The organism is Psychrobacter nivimaris (assembly GCF_009812035.1).
GTDB classification, from domain to species: domain Bacteria; phylum Pseudomonadota; class Gammaproteobacteria; order Pseudomonadales; family Moraxellaceae; genus Psychrobacter; species Psychrobacter nivimaris.
This window is the reverse complement of record NZ_VZIZ01000036.1, coordinates 30,287-49,328: the sequence shown is the minus strand read 5'-3', so window position 1 is coordinate 49,328 and position 19,042 is coordinate 30,287. Positions and strand designations below refer to the sequence as shown.

General features: G+C 43.0%; 16 protein-coding genes. 8 read left to right on the top strand and 8 right to left on the bottom strand.

Translation table 11 applies throughout. From position 1 onward, the window contains the following. Positions 1 to 397 precede the first annotated feature (397 nt). The 4 genes from FQV37_RS12260 (at position 398) to FQV37_RS12245 (ending at position 4,938) form a co-directional block, all read left to right on the top strand. Positions 398 to 1,474: a polyprenyl synthetase family protein gene (locus FQV37_RS12260; protein ID WP_160023356.1), complete on the top strand. Its 1,077-nt coding sequence runs from the start codon at positions 398 to 400 to the stop codon at positions 1,472 to 1,474. A 71-nt stretch (positions 1,475 to 1,545) separates the two neighbouring features. Beyond that, entirely contained in the window at positions 1,546 to 2,364 is an 819-nt protein-coding gene (locus FQV37_RS12255; protein ID WP_160023354.1) for a DUF72 domain-containing protein, read from the top strand. A gap of 156 nt (positions 2,365 to 2,520) precedes the next feature. After that, positions 2,521 to 3,891, top strand: coding sequence for a Fic family protein (locus FQV37_RS12250; RefSeq protein WP_160023352.1), 1,371 nt, complete (start codon positions 2,521 to 2,523; stop codon positions 3,889 to 3,891). Positions 3,892 to 4,197: 306 nt separating this feature from the next. Beyond that, the gene (locus FQV37_RS12245; RefSeq protein WP_160023350.1) at positions 4,198 to 4,938 is read left to right on the top strand and encodes an SDR family oxidoreductase; all 741 of its coding nucleotides are present in this window, start codon (positions 4,198 to 4,200) and stop codon (positions 4,936 to 4,938) included. A gap of 135 nt (positions 4,939 to 5,073) precedes the next feature. On the opposite strand, the gene FQV37_RS12240 is transcribed toward FQV37_RS12245, so the two are convergent. After that, complete coding sequence (locus FQV37_RS12240; protein ID WP_160023348.1) at positions 5,074 to 5,703, bottom strand: superoxide dismutase; 630 nt, start codon at positions 5,701 to 5,703, stop codon at positions 5,074 to 5,076. A gap of 552 nt (positions 5,704 to 6,255) precedes the next feature. On the opposite strand from FQV37_RS12240, the gene rdgB reads away from it, so the two are divergent. Both rdgB and tig read left to right on the top strand, forming a co-directional pair. Further along, positions 6,256 to 6,909, top strand: a complete 654-nt coding sequence (gene rdgB, locus FQV37_RS12235; RefSeq protein ID WP_160023346.1) for an RdgB/HAM1 family non-canonical purine NTP pyrophosphatase — start codon at positions 6,256 to 6,258, stop codon at positions 6,907 to 6,909. Positions 6,910 to 7,442: 533 nt separating this feature from the next. Beyond that, positions 7,443 to 8,786 (top strand): trigger factor, encoded by a 1,344-nt coding sequence (tig, locus tag FQV37_RS12230; RefSeq protein ID WP_160023344.1) that lies wholly within the window; start codon positions 7,443 to 7,445, stop codon positions 8,784 to 8,786. Positions 8,787 to 8,939: 153 nt separating this feature from the next. Here the strand turns inward: tig and FQV37_RS12225 are convergent, their stop codons facing one another. From FQV37_RS12225 to FQV37_RS12195, 7 genes are all read right to left on the bottom strand, one after another. Continuing rightward, positions 8,940 to 9,692, bottom strand: a complete 753-nt coding sequence (locus FQV37_RS12225; RefSeq protein ID WP_160023342.1) for a HupE/UreJ family protein — start codon at positions 9,690 to 9,692, stop codon at positions 8,940 to 8,942. 50 nt (positions 9,693 to 9,742) lie between these two features. Continuing rightward, a complete protein-coding gene (ureG, locus tag FQV37_RS12220) occupies positions 9,743 to 10,432 on the bottom strand; it encodes an urease accessory protein UreG (RefSeq protein ID WP_160023340.1) in 690 nt (229 codons plus the stop codon). A 57-nt stretch (positions 10,433 to 10,489) separates the two neighbouring features. Continuing rightward, on the bottom strand, positions 10,490 to 11,284 hold the full coding sequence (locus FQV37_RS12215; RefSeq protein ID WP_160023338.1) for an urease accessory protein UreF: 795 nt from the start codon (positions 11,282 to 11,284) through the stop codon (positions 10,490 to 10,492). Further along, positions 11,274 to 11,912, bottom strand: coding sequence for an urease accessory protein UreE (gene ureE, locus FQV37_RS12210; protein ID WP_160023336.1), 639 nt, complete (start codon positions 11,910 to 11,912; stop codon positions 11,274 to 11,276). The genes FQV37_RS12215 and ureE overlap by 11 nt, the downstream gene beginning before the upstream one ends. Positions 11,913 to 12,074: 162 nt before the next feature. Then, positions 12,075 to 14,264, bottom strand: a complete 2,190-nt coding sequence (ureC, locus tag FQV37_RS12205) for an urease subunit alpha (protein WP_160023334.1) — start codon at positions 14,262 to 14,264, stop codon at positions 12,075 to 12,077. Positions 14,265 to 14,320: 56 nt separating this feature from the next. Further along, positions 14,321 to 14,623 (bottom strand): urease subunit gamma, encoded by a 303-nt coding sequence (ureA, locus tag FQV37_RS12200; protein WP_057761815.1) that lies wholly within the window; start codon positions 14,621 to 14,623, stop codon positions 14,321 to 14,323. A 118-nt stretch (positions 14,624 to 14,741) separates the two neighbouring features. After that, positions 14,742 to 15,770, bottom strand: coding sequence for an urease accessory protein UreD (locus FQV37_RS12195; RefSeq protein ID WP_160023332.1), 1,029 nt, complete (start codon positions 15,768 to 15,770; stop codon positions 14,742 to 14,744). A gap of 925 nt (positions 15,771 to 16,695) precedes the next feature. Between FQV37_RS12195 and clpP the strand changes: the two genes are divergently transcribed. Together clpP and clpX are read left to right on the top strand one after the other, a co-directional pair. Then, the gene (gene clpP / locus FQV37_RS12190; protein WP_197411852.1) at positions 16,696 to 17,322 is read left to right on the top strand and encodes an ATP-dependent Clp endopeptidase proteolytic subunit ClpP; all 627 of its coding nucleotides are present in this window, start codon (positions 16,696 to 16,698) and stop codon (positions 17,320 to 17,322) included. A gap of 186 nt (positions 17,323 to 17,508) precedes the next feature. Further along, on the top strand, positions 17,509 to 18,783 hold the full coding sequence (clpX, locus tag FQV37_RS12185) for an ATP-dependent protease ATP-binding subunit ClpX (protein WP_160023330.1): 1,275 nt from the start codon (positions 17,509 to 17,511) through the stop codon (positions 18,781 to 18,783). The last annotated feature ends 259 nt before the right edge of the window (positions 18,784 to 19,042 follow it).

Below are 19,042 nucleotides of genomic sequence, written 5' to 3'. Positions count from 1 at the left end.
TTTAGATTTATTTCGTGTCGTTGACCCAATGTACGACAACTTCAGAATGACAGTCCGTTAGCGCTGCTTAATAAATGCTACTTAGTCAGTGCTAGCTATTCAGTGTCAGCATTCATTACCACTTTTCTACGGTAATAAGATTAACGTGCCAGCCTAGCTTGCTCTTTTATCAGAACATATTCAACCAGAGAGTGACATCATCCATCGGTAACGAAATCTTGTCGTTATATTGCAGCTAAGATTGCTCTACTTTCGAATAGCCTTCGGCAGAAAAATGCAAAAAACAATCAATTGATACCGTGTGTCACATAAGCGATATGACTGATCATGCTACACTAATAGCGTTTTTACCTTATCCCTAATAAGTTTTACTGTATCCCTGATAAATGGTTGGATTATGACTGTTTCCCTTACTTCTAGCACTACCTCTACTGGCTTCATCCCTTCTAACTTTGTCTCTTTTCAAAGCACTGAGCAGTTTCATGGGGCTGTACGCGAGCAATTGGCGCAAGATATCGAAGTCTTGTTCGCTTATGCCAAGCTCCCTAGCCCGCTGGTAGATGCCTGCCGTTATGTGATGACGGGTCAAGGCAAGCTGGTACGCCCACTGATGGTTGCCAGCGCTTTTGCCAGTATTAATAGCAGTAATAATGAACGTACAGACGAGCCTAATGACGATATCGATACTATCGATGCTGATCTGGACGCGCTACTAGAAAACGACTCAGACTATAATATGTCGCGCCGTGCCGCATTGGCCGTAGAGCTACTGCATACCTACTCACTGGTGCATGATGATTTGCCGTGTATGGATGACGACGAGCTGCGTCGTGGGCAGCCGACTGCTCATATTGCCTTTGATGAAGCAACGGCTCTGCTGGCAGGAGATGTATTGCAGACACTAGCCTTTGAAGTATTGACCGCGGAGATGCCAACTTTTGCGCCATTTAATGCAAATATCGCAAGTCAGCTCATGGCAATATTTGCGCCGCGCGCCAGACGCATGGTATCGGGTCAAATGCTAGACCTTAATGCCGAAGCCAGCATCAGTATCGCGCAGGATGATTTAGAAGCTATCCACCGTGACAAGACAGGGGCGTTGATTGAAGCGGCGATACTCATGGGCGGCGTCTGTGCTGGTGCAACGGCCCCACAGCGCATGGCATTGCAAGAATGCGCGCAATATATCGGTCTCGCCTTTCAAGTTCAAGACGATGTGCTAGACGTCACCATGACGACTGATACGCTTGGTAAGCCTGCGGGTAGCGATGAAAAATTAGACAAGTCTACCTACGTAAAACTAATGGGTGTCGATGACGCGACTAGTTACGCGCAATCCCTATTTAATGACGGACGTGCAGCCATTTCTCATGAACTAAATAATCGTGAGCTTAGCGACAATGAAGATGTCATTGGCACAAATAATGATGCGCTACTGGCACTGATTGAATGGCTCTGGTCACGTAAAAAGTAGCTTGTCGAATAGCAGCCGATAACAGATATCGTAGTAAATTTTATTACCCAAAACGGCAGTGAGTGGTCAACATGGACAGTTCCCCTACCCCGCGCATTTACCTTGGCACTGGTGGCTATAGCGATACCGACTTGCTCGGTACGCTGTATCCTACCGGTACCAAAAAGACCGACTTCTTACGTGAATACGCCAAGCAATACGGCGCAGTAGAAATCAACAGCACGTTTTATGCGCCCATCGGACAAAAAGCCTTTGCTGGGATGGTTGATAAAGCTTATGTACAAGCTGACAGTCAGTTGAAGTTCGCCGTCAAACTGCACCAAGACTTTACTCATGCACGCAAAGGCACTGCTGAACATTCACAGGCATTTCTAAACGCCTTATCCCCGCTTATCGAAGCAGATGCTTTAGCGCCTTTATTACTTCAGTTCCCGCATGGCTTTAATCGTACTCGCGAGCATCGACTCTATTTAGCAAACCTAGTTAGTTGGTTTCAAGACTATCCACTCGCCATTGAATTTCGTCATAACGGCTGGCACACGCCGCAAGTGGTCGATAGCTTTCGGCAGCAAGGGCTCATTTGGTGCAGCGTTGATTACCCCAAGGTCAGCGGATTACCGCCGTCACGGTTGATATTCACTGAACGCACTGGCTATCTGCGTATGCACGGCAATAATCTAAACTGGTGGGATGCGATGAGTGCGGCTGATCGCCATGATTATCGTTATAGCGAGGCTGAGATGCAGGACTGGGCGCAAGCGATTGCTAATCAGCGTCAGCACTTTGATACGCTCTATATTTTCTTTCAAAACACTGTAAATGCACACGCCTATTATAATATCGCGATGCTGCGAGAAGCGTTGGGTAATTTTGGGTTTGAGGTGCATTGACGTTAGTAAACCATGACTATTCAAATCTAAAAAATAGCATAACGTCAATTGAATTTTTCTAACATATATTTTATATAATCTAAGCTTAAGATATTATGTTTGTTCGAAATTTATATTATCGATAGTATAAGCATAAATAATTGGAGTCATATATAAATGGATATTTTTGAAAGCATTGCGAATGTTAGTCTATTCAAGCCTAAAGGAGTTACTATTGACTACTTAGCTGAAGTTGATGAAAGCGTAAGAGAAATTGATAAGCAACGTCCTCTAACTGCAGAGATAACTCATAAATTACAAGAAGAAATATTATTTGATAGGGTTCATGCCTCTGCAGTAATTGAAGGTAACTCTCTATCTAGAAGAGAGACTATCGTTGTTTTAAGCTCTGGTATCTTGGAAGCTGGATCTCGAAAAGATCAGCAGGAAGTAATTAACCTCGCCGATGCTTGTTTATATTTACAAGATTGTTTAGAAAATAAACTACCTTTGAGTGTTAAGTTGATTAAAGAACTACATCAGAAAATGTTGACCAATATTGATGATGAAAATGCTGGCCGTTTTAGAAATAAGGATGTAGCGATATCTGGCGCTAAGATAAGCCCTCCTTCACACATGGACGTTCAGTCGCTTATAGAAAAAATTATAGAGGTTGAATCTAGTCTAAATGTACATACTATCCAAAAAGCAGCTTGGATGCATTGGGCTATTGCTAGAGTTCATCCTTTTACAGATGGTAATGGAAGAATTGCTCGAATGCTACAGGACTATGTTTTGTTAAAAGATAGATATGTTCCAGCATCAGTACAACCTGAAGATCGTGAAAAAAACTACTATGAAGCACTTGAACAAGCTGACCTCAACAACGGTGAAGAACTCCTAGAAATTATTGCTAAAAATGTGTTAAGAATGAGTCAGCGTTACTTAGTAATTATAAGAGATGAAAAGTCTCGTAGTTCATGGGTCAAAGGTATTGCAAAAGCAGCCTCTGAAAAAGTAAGACAAACTGACCACCGTTCATTCCTAATTGCTCAGAAAACTTTTGATTTACTAAAACTAGAGTTTTCAAATCTTTGCAGCGAATTGAATGAAGAGTTAAGTGATATGTTTATTGGTTTCAAAGATTATGGCAGCATAGATTTTGAAAAATATCAAGATTTAAAAAATAAGGGAAGAGCCTCTCAGGCATGGTTTTTTGGCTTAAGATTTGCGTATGGAGAGGTAGATCAACGCTTCATTTTTTGGTTTGCTAAGCATTTCAAATCTTCTGATGACTATAAGAACTTTGGTAATTCTGTATGTATTCTGATTTCAATGCAAGATGGAGCAGGAAGTAATAAGAAATTAGACGACTATGAGTCTGAAGATCGAATCACATTACGCGAACTAGTTTTAGATGGTCGTGATTTCTCAAGAAGACGATATAACCCTGTTACTCAAGAATCCGAATGGGATTCTGAAGTTACACCGACAGAGATAGCACAAGGCTTTATTACTGAGGTTTTAGGTAAAATGGGGTTAGTATAAAGTAGTATAGCAATCCTATATCTACATACAAAATAAAACTCAAACCAAAAAAAAGGACACCTCACCGTGTCCTTTTTTCTTCCAAACTCTCAATAGCTAGAGACTAACTTTCCACGCCAACCTCTTAAACTCTACGCTTTACATCCGCATAGACACAATAGATAAATTTATCCAAAACAAGCCTACAGAATCGCTCTATTTATTGGTTTGGCACACTGGTAACTTATATCCTACTAATCAAGAGACATCAGTCAAAACGCCATATGCGCGTGCTGATATTCACTTATACTATTGGAGAAAGTATCGATGACAACACTAAAAAATAAAGTCGCGATTGTAACCGGTTCATCAAAAGGTATCGGCGCACAGATAGCCTTATCACTTGCAGAATCAGGGGCTAAAACCGTCATTAATTATGCAAATGATGATTCAGCAGCCAATAATATCGTAAGTCAGATTAAATCCGCAGGCGGTGAAGCCATTGCCGTTCAAGCTGATGTCAGCAATACCAAGCAAGTCGAAGCAATGTTTGATGCCACTATCAGCGCGTTTGGTAAGCCAGATATTTTGGTCAATAGCGCAGGTATAATGATTAATAAACCCATTGCCGAGACCACCGATGAAGACTTTGACCGTATATTTGCTATCAATGTAAAAGGCACGTTCAATACATTGCGTGAAGCTGCGACTAAACTCAATGACGGTGGCCGCGTTGTAAACCTCTCAAGTACGACCACTCGTATGCTACTACCTAGTTACGGCACCTACTGTGCGACCAAAGGTGCGGTCGATCAGCTCACCAGAATCTTTGCCAAAGAAGTTGGCGAGCGCAACATCACGGTCAATGCAGTATCTCCCGGCCCTACTGATACTGAGCTATTTCATCAAGGTAAAGCGGATGACACGGTAGAAAGACTTGCTAGCATGTCACCGTTTAACCGTATCGGTGAACCAGTCGATATCGCTCGTGTGGTAGCATTTTTAGTCAGTGAAGAAGCCGCTTGGGTTACTGGACAAAATATCAGCGCAAACGGCGGTATTGCCTAATAGCGTGATTGAAATGCTTTATTAAAGATATATGTTGATCAGATATCAAAATAGAAAGCTATATAGAAAGTTATCACAAAAAAAAGGACACCTCGCGGTGTCCTTTTTTTTAATCAAATACTTGGTCGTTAAAGATTACTCTTCAACGCCAGCATCTTGACCTTTATATTTTGCGTTTGCGTAGTCCCAGTTCACTAGCTTGTCTAGGAACGTGTCAACATAGTCAGGACGACGGTTACGATAATCTACATAGTACGCGTGTTCCCATACATCACAAGTCAATACCGCTACTTGGTCATGTGCAAGTGGAGTATCAGCATTAGCAGTTTTGGCGATTGACAATTTGCCACCGACTTTATCAGCGACTAGCCATGCCCAACCTGAACCAAACTGAGTCAATGCTGCATTTTTGAACTCTTCACGGAACTTGTCGTAGCTGCCGAAATCTTCTTCGATTTTTGCTTTTAGATCGCCAGTAGGTTCGCCGCCGCCGTTCTTTGGCGTCATGCAGTTCCAGTAGAACGTGTGGTTCCATACTTGAGCTGCTTGGTTGAACATACCTTGCTTACTGTCATCTTTAGCAGTCGCTACGATGATTTCTGGCAATGTTTTGTCTTCTAGACCAGAACCTGGCAACATGTCTTTTAGCTTGTTTACATAAGCAGCATGGTGCTTGTCATGATGATACTCTAGCGTTTCGGCACTGATATGTGGCTCTAGTGCGTCTTTTGCATATGGTAGGTCTGGTAAAGTAATGTTTGACATAATTATTTTATCCTTGCTGTTTAGCCGTTAGTTTATAAAAACTTGCTTATAGAAACTGAATTTTACGCTATTTTTACACCGCAAAAAACACTATAAAATAGCGGACTAAATTGGCTGAGTTTATTGTTTGAAATGAACTTTATTGCTTGATACACGGTACTGCTCAATACAATATCACGTATCATTATGAATCCAAAATTAACCTAGCAGTTACTTATTGCTATTATTCTTCGCCAAAAAGCCAAGTCTCTGACTTTATAGACTTTTATTAACTTAATATTCACAAGCTATAAGATATAATTCACTGTAGCTTGGTATCTATTATAGCAGTAGTGACCAATAATATCAGTTACCAAATGTTATAGCCCGTACAATCTGTATAGCGATTGGTTATTTATTAAGCAGTAACTGCATTCATTTTAAACTCATGCGTTATCATGATTAGTATAACTACTTCAATCGACAAATAATTTATCGGTTAACGCTATAAAAGATAAGTAAAACCTACTCAAATAATAACTCTTCATCATTTTCATATAACGGAATGACTCTATGAGCACCACTGTTAACTCGTTAACTGCTACCCATCCGACATCTGGCAACCAATGGGTACTGGCCAGTAACAATAAAGGCAAATTGGCTGAGTTTAAACGACTATTTGCCGAAGCGAACTTGGACGTGACGATTATCCCGCAAGGTCAACTCGATATCGAAGATGCGATCGAGGATGGTCTAAGCTTTATAGAAAACGCCATTATTAAAGCCCGTCATGCGAGCCGTATCAGTGGGCTGCCTGCAATTGCTGATGATTCGGGACTGTGCGTGCCTGTACTAGGTAATGCGCCAGGTATCTACTCTGCTCGCTACGCTGGTGAGCATGGTAACGATAGTAAAAATAATGCCAAGCTCGTCGCTGACTTGCAGCCTATCCGCGTAGCAAATCCGAATGCTCCGATCAAAGGTACGTTCGTTTGCGTACTGGCAATGGTGCGTCATGCCGATGACCCGCTACCGATTGTCGCCCAAGGATTATGGCATGGCGAAATCTTGGATACGCTACATGGTGACGGCGGTTTTGGCTATGATCCATTGTTTTGGTTACCTGACTTGCAAGCCAGTGCGGCTAGTCTAAGCGCTGCTGATAAAAACAGCATCAGCCATCGTGGTCAGGCAATCCAACAGCTATTGGCGCAGCTACCTTTATAAGTATTTGTAGCTGTTCTATCCATAACTATCCGTAAGCGCGCTCAATGCTCATAATGCGCTTGCAACCTTGCCGCTGTTTCTTGTCCGTTATCTGATTTATTGAATACGAATCTGGCTAAATTTTTATATAAAATTAAGCCATATAAGAGCAAGCAACATAAGGAAACATGCTGTCAAAGAGATAATTTTTACTTTAATAAACAGATAGATTATACTGTTCTACTTTTAAAATTTTGTTGAAATCCGTTATTTGGCTGTATAATTCACCAAAAAGCGTTATTATGCGGTGCATTAACGGTTTATTATCGATATTTGATAGCATGGACAACCTCAGCAGGTTCACCTTTTGGTATCAGCGGCGATTGCTACTGGCACTGAATTTGACGTTGTGCGCTATCGCTATCCCCTATTTATTTCAACGGCAGCCCGTCGTACATGCCCGTAATTTGAGGCGCGGTCTGTCTATTACAATTTAACCCTAAGTACTATTTCATTAATCAAACGTACTACTTAATCCTAAAGGTGTAATTAACATGGCTACAGATTTACAAGTCACAACCAACAAGCTATCTAATAAAGAAACCCAGCTAACGGTTAAAGTACCCGTTGAAAAAATTCAAAACAAAGTTGAAGGCCGTATTCGCCAAGTTGCGAAAACTGCCAAGATTGACGGTTTCCGTAAAGGTAACGTCCCTATGTCACACATCCGCTCTCAGTACGGTGCTGGCATTCAACAAGAAGTTATCAACGATGTGATCCGTGATACTGTGTTTGAAGCGATCAAATCTGAAGACATCCGTGCTGTTGGCATGCCTAACATCGACGACGTAAAACTTGAAGACGATTTCTTGGTATATCAAGCCACTGTTGAAATCTTCCCAGAAGTAGATGTACAAGGTATCGATGAGATCGAAGTTGAGCGTCACACTGCACAAGTGAGTGAAGAAGACGTTGACACTATGATTGAAAACCTACAAAAGCAACGTGAAGAATTCGTTGAGAAAAAGGGCATGGCTGCAAAAGACAACCAAGTGACTTTTGACTTTGAAGGCTCTATCGACGGCGAAAAATTCGAAGGCGGCTCTGCTGAAGACTTTAAACTAGTTATCGGTAGCAACCAAATGATTCCAGGTTTTGAAGCTGGTATCAAAGGCATGAAAGCTGGCGAAGAAAAAACTATCGACGTAACTTTCCCAGAAGATTACCAAGCTGAGAACCTAGCTGGTAAAGAAGCTCAGTTCAAAATCAACGTAAAATTGGTTGAAAAATCTAAGCTACCTGAAATTGATGATGCGTTCCTTGAGCTATTCGGCGTGAAAGAAGGCGGCGTTGAGAAGTTGAAAGAAGACGTACGCAAAAACATGGAACGCGAAATCAAAAACGCTGCGCGTAGCCAAGTTAAGCAAGCGACTTTTGACGCATTGCTAGAAAAGAACGAGTTTGATGTACCAAACGCTATGCTAGAGCAAGAAATCGAGCGTCAACGCAACATGATGATGCAACGTTTTTCTCAGCAGTTCGGCGCAAATGCTGATAGCTTCGATAAAGACATGCTGCCAAATGAGCTATTTGAAGAGCAAGCGCTACGTGCTGCCCGTCTTGGCATCATCGTTGCCCGTGTTATCGATACTAAAGGCCTAGAAGTAGATCAAGAGCGTGTAGAAACCTTCATCAAAGAAGCCGCTGAAAACTACGAAGATCCAGCAGAAGTTATCGAGTACTACACCAATGACAAGCAGCAGCGCGCTAACATTGAGTCTGTAGTACTAGAAGACCAAGTAGTAGATTACTTGATCGCTCAAGGTAAAGTAACTGACAAAGAAGTTAGCTACCAAGACTTGCTAGCTGCTCAGCAACAACAGCAGCAAGCAATGTAGTTGATACGACAAGCTGTCTTTTTAGATATGCTGTAGTCGGTTATCAAAACTAAAATGCGCCCCCGACCTTTTGATCGGGGGCGCATTTTTTATGGTGTTCGATAGCTAAGTAAGTTCAGCAGCAAACATCGTACTTGTACTATAAAGCGCGCTTTATACCAAAACAGGTGCAAATACGGCGCTCAATCCTAGCAGCACTAGCCCGCGCTGTAACCACAAGCTATCATTAAAGCGTTGCTGCAACTGCTGACTAACCAGCGTACCAACTGCATATAGCGCTAGCATCGTGACCATCATCCCTGCATAAAAACCTAGCTGACCGCTCATACCGACATTTGCTGGTACTTCCATTGCGTGTGCCATGCCATGAAACACTGCCAAACTACCAAAGCCAAATAGTGATAGCTGCTGAATACTTGGTGTGCGTGCTGTATGAGTCTGCGCAGAGAATGCTTCTTGTCTGCTTTTCTGGCTCATCAAGACCATAGCCAATACGACTACCGACAGTGATATCGCCACTTCAATCAGCCCAGATGATGCAGCAAATGCGATACCGCCAATCAGCACGCCAGCCGTGCCCAATATCGCGCCTAATGACAACCCTGCCGTCAATGACATCATGCCTAAGCGCTGCTTTTGCAGGCCATAAAACAACATGCCCATGCCTACTGCCAAAAACAGATGATCAAGGCCAGTGACTGGATGCATCAGTCCTGCTTGCAACGTACCTAAAAACGACGGTGCTTGCGTGGTAGTGGAGTGAATATGACCTGAATGCGCCTGCGCCAATGACGGCAGCATTAGCGATGTCATCATCACAGCCGAACCAGACACGATATGACGAGCTGAGAGCACTTGTGAGAAGCGAGAGTTTTCGATATGAAGACCTTTTGTATACTGTGTCATGCGGGTTTTCCTTATTCTTTATATTTTAATGGTAAAAGCTCATCTGCTCTTTAGGCAAGCATGCCATGTTCTTTAATAAAGGCGATAATCTCATTTAACCCATCGCCTGTTTTCATATTGCTAAATACAAAAGGTTTGTCGCCACGCATTTTTTTGGCATCGCGTTCCATCACTTCCAGCGAAGCACCAACCATTGGTGCAAGGTCGGTCTTATTGATAATCAACAAATCAGACTTGGTGATGCCAGGGCCACCTTTACGAGGTATCTTATCGCCTGCAGAGACATCGATGACGTACAAGGTCAAATCAGACAACTCTGGGCTAAATGTCGCGGCTAGATTGTCGCCACCTGACTCAATGATAATCAACTCCAACCCTTCAAAAGTCGCTTGTAGCTCAGCAATCGCAGTCAGATTAATAGAAGCATCTTCGCGAATAGCCGTATGCGGACAGCCGCCTGTCTCTACACCGCGGATACGCTCAGCAGGCATGGCATCATTGCGGGTCAAAAACTCTGAATCTTCTTTGGTATAGATGTCATTGGTCACCACTGCCATATTGATCGTATCACGCAGGTTTTGGCATAGTCTTAATGTCAAAGCAGTCTTACCACTACCAACTGGCCCGCCAATCCCAAGGCGTAAACACGATAAGGCAGAAGATGGTTTCTGGCTATCACTATCAGTCTGTACGTCTAATGCAGCGTGAGAATTTTTTGATTTGAGCGGAGTTAGAGACATATTAATTTCCTAAAACAGTTTGTATATTAATAAGTATAAATAGAAATAAAGGTACAGTTATGAGCGGAACAACCGACTGTATTGCTCCTCATGCATACTCGAGAGAATAGCCAAATTGGGTAAATTATTCGAGATATTAAGCGATTCATAGAGGTCTTGGCATAGCTGCTGACAGTCCGACTCTTCACTATTACCTAAAGTATTGGACGTGTTTGTCGATGTAATTAAAGTATCAAAGGCATGCTGCACATCATCGCTTAGAGCATCAACCTGAGCACCCAATTCGCTTTGCAATTGCCAAAGAATACGCTGACCCGCCATTTGTCCTAGCGGCACTGTCTTAACAGCGGCGAGCACCATGTTCTCTAATTGAGCAAATCCATAAGTAGTCATTGACTGCGCTAGTGGCAGCTGCCAATGCTGAGCAATATGTGCAAATAGCGGCAAAAATCCATCTTCAGGTATTTCGGCCGGTATGCCAAGACTCAATACTTCGTTGAGCCACGACACCATCGCCTGTGCCAACTGCTGCGACTCCAGAACAAACTCTTTACTCTCGAGGCCAGCGTGATAGTCGTGTGCTAGATTTGCCGCTATCGCTTCACGACCTTGGCTTAGTGCACACATGATCAGACCCAATATAGGCAACTCATAGCCAATGACTGCAAGCGCTAGATAGTCCTGCATAAATGTAAGCGTACTGGATTCATCAGAGACAACCCCTGACTCAATCGCTGACTCCACACCTTGCGAATAGGTATAACTACCAATCGGCAAATTGCTCGATGCCAGCATCAGTAGCTGTCCAAGTTGGGCAGATTGAGTAGGCTGAGCACTGGTATTAACCATCATTTGAACGACCTACAGGCGCATCATGATGACTATGGCTATGGTGATGTCCGTGGCTGTGGCTTTCGTCATGGCTATGACTTTTCTTATGACTATGAGAGTCACTATGCGAATGTGCATGGAAGTGAGCATGACCATGCGAATGCCCTTGTCCCGTTTGATAAGCGCCCGTTTCAGGCTCAAATGGCACTGAGGTAGACTCGATATGTAGACCAAGATTTTCTAACATTTGTGCAAGTACATGATCGTTTTCAAAATATAACGCATAGCCTGCATTACCCTGATCAAAACTGTGGTCAAACATCAATGGCACATGACGGTTGCCCAAGTGATAAGCGCCTTTCATTAGTAGAAAGTCATCGTCAGCCGTCACTTTGGTCACCGCTTGCGGCTTGGCGATGACTTGCATCAACTCCCCTGCTGCATTGATAAGGACATCATTTCCTTTTAGTACACCTGTACGAGGCAAGTCAACACCAACTGCCTCACCTGAAACAGTAATGGCTCTAAAGCGGGAATGCTGACGAGTATCAAAATCCAATAGCAGGTAATCATCGGCTTGATACTGTTCTACCAATTGTGCTTTTTGGGTATCGCTAAGCGTACTTAAACGGGTATTAAATATTTTCATTATTCTTCTCTGGCTGTTGTTGCTCAAACTATTGGTCAATAGTATTGATGGTAAAAGTATTGGGAATAAAGACGCGATCTCACTCAAGAAACCAACTGACTATTGGTGTACATAGTTTATGGCTCACTGTCCTAGAGCTCTTATAAACGTATATCATAAGCTCTAAAATAAAAAGTAACGCTGTGCCATGGGTAGTACATCAGCTGGCTCACAGGTCAGTGTTTTACCATCCGCACGTACTTCATAGGTCTCAGGATTGATATCCATATCTGGGCAGTAGCTGTTAAAGCGCATATCGCTTTTACGAATTTTACGAATACCGTGTACTGGCTGAATGACTTTGGTCAATCCAAGCTGCTTATCCACTTGTTTGTCGATCGCCGCTTGCGACATAAAGGTGATGCTAGTTTGGGCGACTGATTTTGGATAAGTAGCAAACATAGGACGATAATGCACAGGCTGAGGAGTAGGAATAGAGGCATTAATATCGCCCATCGGTACCGCAGCAATGAGCCCGCCTTTTATAATGCACTCAGGTTTTACCCCAAAAAACTTGGGCGACCATAGCACCATATCTGCCCATTTACCCACTTCGATTGAGCCGACCATATCGCTAATACCGTGAGTAATCGCAGGGTTTATTGTATATTTCGCGATATAGCGTTTGATACGAAAGTTATCGTTGTCCGTACTTTGGTCATAGTCTGTTAAAGTGATGTACTGTTGCTCATCTTCAATGGTCGCTGTTGCATCTGGCGCCAGATGGCCACGTTGAACTTTCATTTTGTGCGCGGTTTGCCAAGTACGAATGACCACTTCACCCACCCGTCCCATCGCTTGCGAATCACTACTCATCATCGAAATCGCACCTAAGTCATGCAAGATATCTTCTGCGGCGATGGTTTCTTGACGAATACGGCTCTCAGCAAAGGCCACATCTTCAGCAATAGCAGGGCTCAAGTGATGACAAACCATCAGCATGTCGAGATGCTCATCAATGGTATTGACGGTATATGGTCGAGTGGGATTGGTAGATGATGGCAAAACATGCGACTCGCCAATAGCCTTTAGAATATCGGGCGCATGGCCACCGCCTGCCCCTTCAGTATGAAAAGTATGGATACAGCGGTCTTTAAAAGCAGCAAGTGTACTCTCTAGATAGCCACTTTCATTTAAAGTATCGGTATGAATGGCCACTTGCACATCATAGTCGTCAGCGACGCTCAAACAGTTATCGATGGCTTGCGGCGTTGTACCCCAATCTTCATGTAGCTTTAGTCCCACGGCACCTGCTTCTATTTGTTCAGCAATGGGTTCTGGTACACTCACATTGCCTTTACCTAGTAGTCCAATATTCATAGGGATGCTATCAGTAGACTTTAGCATCGAGGCAATATGATACGCCCCCGGTGTACAGGTGGTGGCAAGCGTACCTTGAGCTGGACCTGTACCGCCGCCCAGCATCGTAGTTACCCCTGACATCAGCGCGGTCTCACACTGCTGAGGCGCGATAAAATGAATATGACTATCGACGCCACCTGCTGTCAGGATTTTGCCTTCACCAGAGATGATTTCGGTAGCTCCGCCAATAGGAATATCAATAGCAGGCTGGATATCAGGATTGCCCGCTTTGCCAATGGCACTGATACGGCCATCTTTGATACCGATATCCGCTTTATAGATGCCTGTATAGTCAACGACTAATGCATTGGTAATAACTGTATCGGCAACTTCCGCACCTAGTAACTGCCCTTGCCCCATACCATCACGGATGACTTTACCACCACCAAATTTGACTTCTTCACCTTTAATTTCAATAGGCTTGCTACTACTTTCACCACTTTGCGACGTATCTGCTTGATCAACAGCTGTATCTTTATGACTGGTTAAATCCGCCTCAACCTGTAGCCAAAGCTCAGTATCGGCAAGACGGACTTTATCGCCTGTGGTAGGACCAAAATGCTCAGCATAAATACGACGACTGACTCGCTTCTTCGAAGTAGCGGTTACCTTCTTATCAGTAGTGCTCTCTGATATTTTTTCTGGATGAGCTGCGCCCATGACGCGCCCAGCAAAACCATAGACGTCTTGCTTGCCAGCGTATGCTACCAATTCGACTTCCCGTGATTGACCAGGCTCAAAACGTACGGCAGTCCCAGAGATAATATTTAGGCGAAAACCCCGAGTCTGCTCTCTCTCAAAACTCAAGGCATCATTGACTTCATAAAAGTGATAATGCGAGCCAATTTGGATAGGTCTATCACCAGTATTACTCACACTGATCGTCTGTACCTGTCGCCCTTGGTTTAAGATAATATCGCCATCTTGGATATGGTATTCGCCTGCTTGCATGGTAGCCGCCTTATTTTATAGTGAGCATTTCAGTGCTATAACAATGGTATACAGCGTTACACGATGGGATTATGTACCGTGACCAGTTTGGTGCCATCAGGAAAAGTCGCCTCGATTTGCACTTCATCGACCATCTCTGCGACACCTTCCATGACATCATCAGCAGACAAATACGTAGCACCTTCACTCATCAGCTCGGCAACTCTTTTACCATCTCGTGCGCCTTCCATCAGCAGCATACTGATATAAGCGATGGCTTCGGGATAGTTAAGCTTAACACCGCGATTTTTGCGGCGCTCTGCTACCATACCGGCGGTAAATAGCATGAGTTTATCTTTTTCTGTTGGGGTCAGGTGCATGACAATTCCTTGTTGTACTTATCATTATATTTATAGCAGATTAGAGGTTTTCAAAGCATTTGATATCGATTAAAAACAGTCGCAATATATCTTAGTTTCATTGTTTAAAGTGGCCGTATTAGGTGTCCCAAATACGTGGACGACAAGGCTCAAGTTGCCACCAATGATTTCGCAAGACTTCTCTCAGCTGATAAAACGCTTCAAAACAACCACGTACATCTGAGCCGATGTAGCGGATATTGATCGCTTGGCAATTATGCGTGCAGTAGACAGGCAGTTGTGCTTGAGCAATGACTTGTCGTAATGCTGCTATGGTGTTATCTAGATAGCGAGTTAATGACTGCTTGATAGTTGCTTGGGCTGTTTCGGTCGATTGCGTGGTTTGTGACGCGGAGAGTGCAAGATTGTCATGGACATCGCTTAAGCTTGGTACTGCCCAAAACGATCCATAAATATGCTGGTTTGCTAATCCTAAATTTGAGGTAAACCAGCGATTTTGTGCTGCCTGCGCCACTCGCTCAGCAACGATAACCTTACCATCTCGGTAGATATTCAATCCAGTATGATAACGCCCTTGCAAAAACTGCTCGTCGTAAGCTTGCCGCCCAAATACGCTAATCTCCCATGTCAGTAGGCTAGATGAATCTGTCAAATCGAAGCGACTCACTGCATGCATATTGGCTTCGTTATAAATGATACTTTCTTGCGGCAGCCATTCTAAACGGGTATGTGCTGCGAGGTTGGCCTGTACATGTTGACTAGCATAATCAGCTATCTCGTCTTGACTCATACTTTGGTGAGCAACATCGCTGCCCAATGAAACTTTATGTTTTTGACTGACACTGTCCTTGCCGTACCATTTGCCTGCCCCTGGTGTAGTGATAACAGCATGGCTACCACTATTTAAATTTAGGTCTATGGACAGCGTATCACCGCCTGCGATACCTGCTGGCGGATACAGCATCAATATGTGACAAATACCCTGCTGCACGCTTGGCTCAGGATATAGAGCACGCTGTACCATCAAGGCACCTGTATGCTTACGATGATAAAGCCGCGTTTTTGAGTTATCAGCCGTACCTTCTTTGGCCGTACTTGTACTGCTAACAGTGTCAAAGCTTAATGCTAAAGAAGAGGCCCAACTCATTTTATATACTCATTTACCAATTAAATATGTTTCAGTATTTTGTATGACAGCTATCATTTGCTATGTGTTAAGAACCCTATTGCCAATCGTTAACTACAGTTCATTAGCGACAGTAATATCAGAATAGTAACGGAGTAATACAGCGTACATCATTTATCGTGCCCAGCGCACCATGATAAATCAAAGCGTCAATGTTTTTATTGATACAAGCATTGTGCCAACCCTTGATAGCAGAGAATTAAATAGACAGCCTTACCGGCTCAAAACTTTGATTTGTCTGTGCTTTTTTTTATTTAACTTACATGATAAAAATAACCGTATATTTCCAGCTATTTTCTAAACGTTTTTTGAGCCTTATCTATTTATAAAATCAGCAGATATTTGCACCAAAACAGTACATTTTGTCCATAACAGTGCATTTTTTAGCGTTATTGTTAGCGCAATACCCTCTGAGGACATTAGATAAGCAAAAATACTAAACACATAACTATTTGCAGACTTAGTCAGTAAGATAGGTGGATTGTAGGGCTATTAATCAGGTATTCTATGTTAAAAAGTCAGGTCAGACATGATTTACGCTATTTGTATCGATACAGATACTGTCGATACAGGTACTATCAATATCTGTACGACTTGATAATAGATAAGATAGTATTTATCTACTTCTAGACGTATTTTTAGTATAAGTTTTAATATAAGCAATGAGTCCTAGACATATCGGAGGGTCACTTTTTCACCTATTTTATGCACAAACCCGTTTTATAGGCTTGAATAGTGAGCGCAGCCCCCTTATAAACAACCCATTAGTCAAAAACTACTAGACAATAAAATCATTCAATCCATTTTTATTTTATACATTTATCGATAGGACTTTTCTATGACAGATTATGATCGCATCACTGCCAACCCGCATTTTGATATGCTGATGAGTGCGCACAAAGAAGTACAGACCACACAAGCGGCTTTAGTACCTATGGTGGTTGAACAGTCCTCACGCGGTGAACGCTCGTTTGATATTTTTTCACGCCTATTACGTGAGCGCGTTATCTTTTTGACCGGTCAGGTCGAAGACAACATGGCTAACCTTATCGTCGCCCAGTTACTATTCTTAGAAGCTGAAAACCCTGACAAAGATATCCATTTGTATATCAACTCACCAGGTGGTTCAGTAAGCGCTGGCTTGGCTATTTTTGATACCATGAACTTCATCAAACCTGAGGTGTCTACTATCTGTATGGGCGGTGCTTACAGCATGGGTTCATTCCTATTGGCTGCTGGTCAAAAAGGCAAGCGCTATTCACTTGCTAATGCTCGCGTTATGATTCACCAGCCTTCAGGCGGCGCGCAGGGTCAAGCAACAGATATCGAAATCAATGCTCGTGAAATCCTTAAAACTCGTGCACGTCTAAATAGTATCTTAGCTGAGCGCACTGGTCAGCCAGTAGAGAAAATCGAAAAAGACGTTGAGCGTGATTATTGGTTAGATGCTCAAGAAGCCAAAGAATATGGCTTGGTTGACGAAGTATTAGAGCGTCGCCCTGAATCTTTGTAATCTAAGCATTAACGTGATGCCTCTTAATTAAGAGTGCAATCATAAGACCTTTTATAGTTTATTTGCCGTACAGTAAACCGTTATCAATGTCATACCTGATCTATTGGAAGGTATGACATTGAATGGATACGATAATCGACATACTACAAATAAACTAACCAGTTTTAAATTTTAGGAGCGCCTTTTATGGCAGAAGATAATACCCCGCAGTGTTCGTTTTGCGGTAAAGCCAAAAGCGATGTACAGCAATTGATTGCTGCTGACGATGCCAATATCTGTAATGAATGTATTGAGCTATGTACTGACTTAATCGCAGACAGCGCAGAGCACGGTGATGACGATAGCGAAGTAGATACTTCTTGGGTTAATAAAAAATTACCAACGCCAAAAGAGCTGCGTGCCAAGCTTGATGAATATGTCATCGGTCAGGACGCTGCCAAAAAAGCATTGGCTGTGGCCGTTTATAACCATTATAAACGCCTAAAAGTTAGCCAGACGCTAGCCAACGACAGCAAAAAAGCTAAAATTGGCGCTGACGATGCAATGGTAGAATTGGCTAAGAGTAATATCTTGCTAATCGGTCCAACTGGTTCTGGTAAGACGCTACTTGCGCAAACCTTAGCTCGTCTGTTAGATGTACCTTTCGCGATGGCTGATGCCACGACATTGACTGAAGCTGGTTATGTTGGTGAAGACGTTGAAAACATCGTACAAAAGCTACTTCAAGCTTCTGACTATGATGTGGCCAAAGCTGAGCAAGGTATCATCTATATTGATGAAATCGACAAAATCAGTAAAAAAGGCGACAATCCATCTATTACCCGTGATGTGTCAGGTGAAGGCGTACAGCAAGCGTTGCTAAAGCTAATCGAAGGTACTGTGGCTGCTATCCCGCCGCACGGTGGTCGTAAGCATCCGCAGCAAGAGCTGATCCAAGTGGATACCAGCAACATCCTAATCATCGTTGGTGGTGCATTTGCTGGACTTGATAAAGTCATTCAGCAACGTACCGAAAAAGGCGGTATCGGCTTTAACGCTGATGTCAGCTCAAAAGATGACAGCCGTCGCAGCTCAGACTTGCTACAAGAAGTCGAGCCAGAAGATTTGATCAAGTTTGGTCTGATTCCTGAGCTGATCGGTCGTCTACCTGTACTTGCAGCGCTAAAAGAGCTTGATGAAGAAGCACTGGTACAAATCTTGACGGAACCTAAGAACGCACTGGTAAAACAGTACAAGTACTTGTTCGATATGGAAGGTGCTGAGATTAGCTTTACCCAAGAAGCCCTAGATGCCATCGCCAAAAAAGCAATGGAGCGTAAAACTGGTGCACGTGGTCTACGTTCTATTGTAGAAAATGCGCTGCTTGAGACCATGTATGAGCTACCTTCTATGGAAAATGCTAAAACTGTAATGGTTGATGCGGACGTTATCAATGAAGGTAAAGTGCCTAAAATTGCTTAAGTTATAGTTAGTTTAAATAGTCCGTTATCATTAACGGACTACTAAAAAGCGTCTGGCTAAATAAGCTGAGACGCTTTTTTTATGCCTATTATTTAACCAATTTATTTATTAGATAGCTTGCCTATTAGATAAGTTGCCTACCGAAAATTGGCGACTTTCATTACATCTACTTCGAAATGACAGCAGCGTTTATTAATCGCGAGTAAGCATCAGTGTAAACCATGCTAATGTAGATAGTCTGTTTTGACCTTTATACTTT

What these genes read in the sequence shown, in the direction of transcription:
- FQV37_RS12240 (WP_160023348.1), bottom strand. Translation starts at nt 5,703, where the DNA reads ATGTCAAACATTACTTTACCAGACCTACCATATGCAAAAGACGCACTA.
- rdgB (WP_160023346.1), top strand. Translation starts at nt 6,256, where the DNA reads ATGAGCACCACTGTTAACTCGTTAACTGCTACCCATCCGACATCTGGC.
- ureC (WP_160023334.1), bottom strand. Translation starts at nt 14,264, where the DNA reads ATGCAAGCAGGCGAATACCATATCCAAGATGGCGATATTATCTTAAAC.
- tig (WP_160023344.1), top strand. Translation starts at nt 7,443, where the DNA reads ATGGCTACAGATTTACAAGTCACAACCAACAAGCTATCTAATAAAGAA.
- ureG (WP_160023340.1), bottom strand. Translation starts at nt 10,432, where the DNA reads ATGTCTCTAACTCCGCTCAAATCAAAAAATTCTCACGCTGCATTAGAC.
- ureA (WP_057761815.1), bottom strand. Translation starts at nt 14,623, where the DNA reads ATGCACCTGACCCCAACAGAAAAAGATAAACTCATGCTATTTACCGCC.
- FQV37_RS12255 (WP_160023354.1), top strand. Translation starts at nt 1,546, where the DNA reads ATGGACAGTTCCCCTACCCCGCGCATTTACCTTGGCACTGGTGGCTAT.
- clpP (WP_197411852.1), top strand. Translation starts at nt 16,696, where the DNA reads ATGAGTGCGCACAAAGAAGTACAGACCACACAAGCGGCTTTAGTACCT.
- FQV37_RS12260 (WP_160023356.1), top strand. Translation starts at nt 398, where the DNA reads ATGACTGTTTCCCTTACTTCTAGCACTACCTCTACTGGCTTCATCCCT.
- clpX (WP_160023330.1), top strand. Translation starts at nt 17,509, where the DNA reads ATGGCAGAAGATAATACCCCGCAGTGTTCGTTTTGCGGTAAAGCCAAA.
- FQV37_RS12250 (WP_160023352.1), top strand. Translation starts at nt 2,521, where the DNA reads ATGGATATTTTTGAAAGCATTGCGAATGTTAGTCTATTCAAGCCTAAA.
- FQV37_RS12195 (WP_160023332.1), bottom strand. Translation starts at nt 15,770, where the DNA reads ATGAGTTGGGCCTCTTCTTTAGCATTAAGCTTTGACACTGTTAGCAGT.
- FQV37_RS12215 (WP_160023338.1), bottom strand. Translation starts at nt 11,284, where the DNA reads ATGATGGTTAATACCAGTGCTCAGCCTACTCAATCTGCCCAACTTGGA.
- FQV37_RS12225 (WP_160023342.1), bottom strand. Translation starts at nt 9,692, where the DNA reads ATGACACAGTATACAAAAGGTCTTCATATCGAAAACTCTCGCTTCTCA.
- FQV37_RS12245 (WP_160023350.1), top strand. Translation starts at nt 4,198, where the DNA reads ATGACAACACTAAAAAATAAAGTCGCGATTGTAACCGGTTCATCAAAA.
- ureE (WP_160023336.1), bottom strand. Translation starts at nt 11,912, where the DNA reads ATGAAAATATTTAATACCCGTTTAAGTACGCTTAGCGATACCCAAAAA.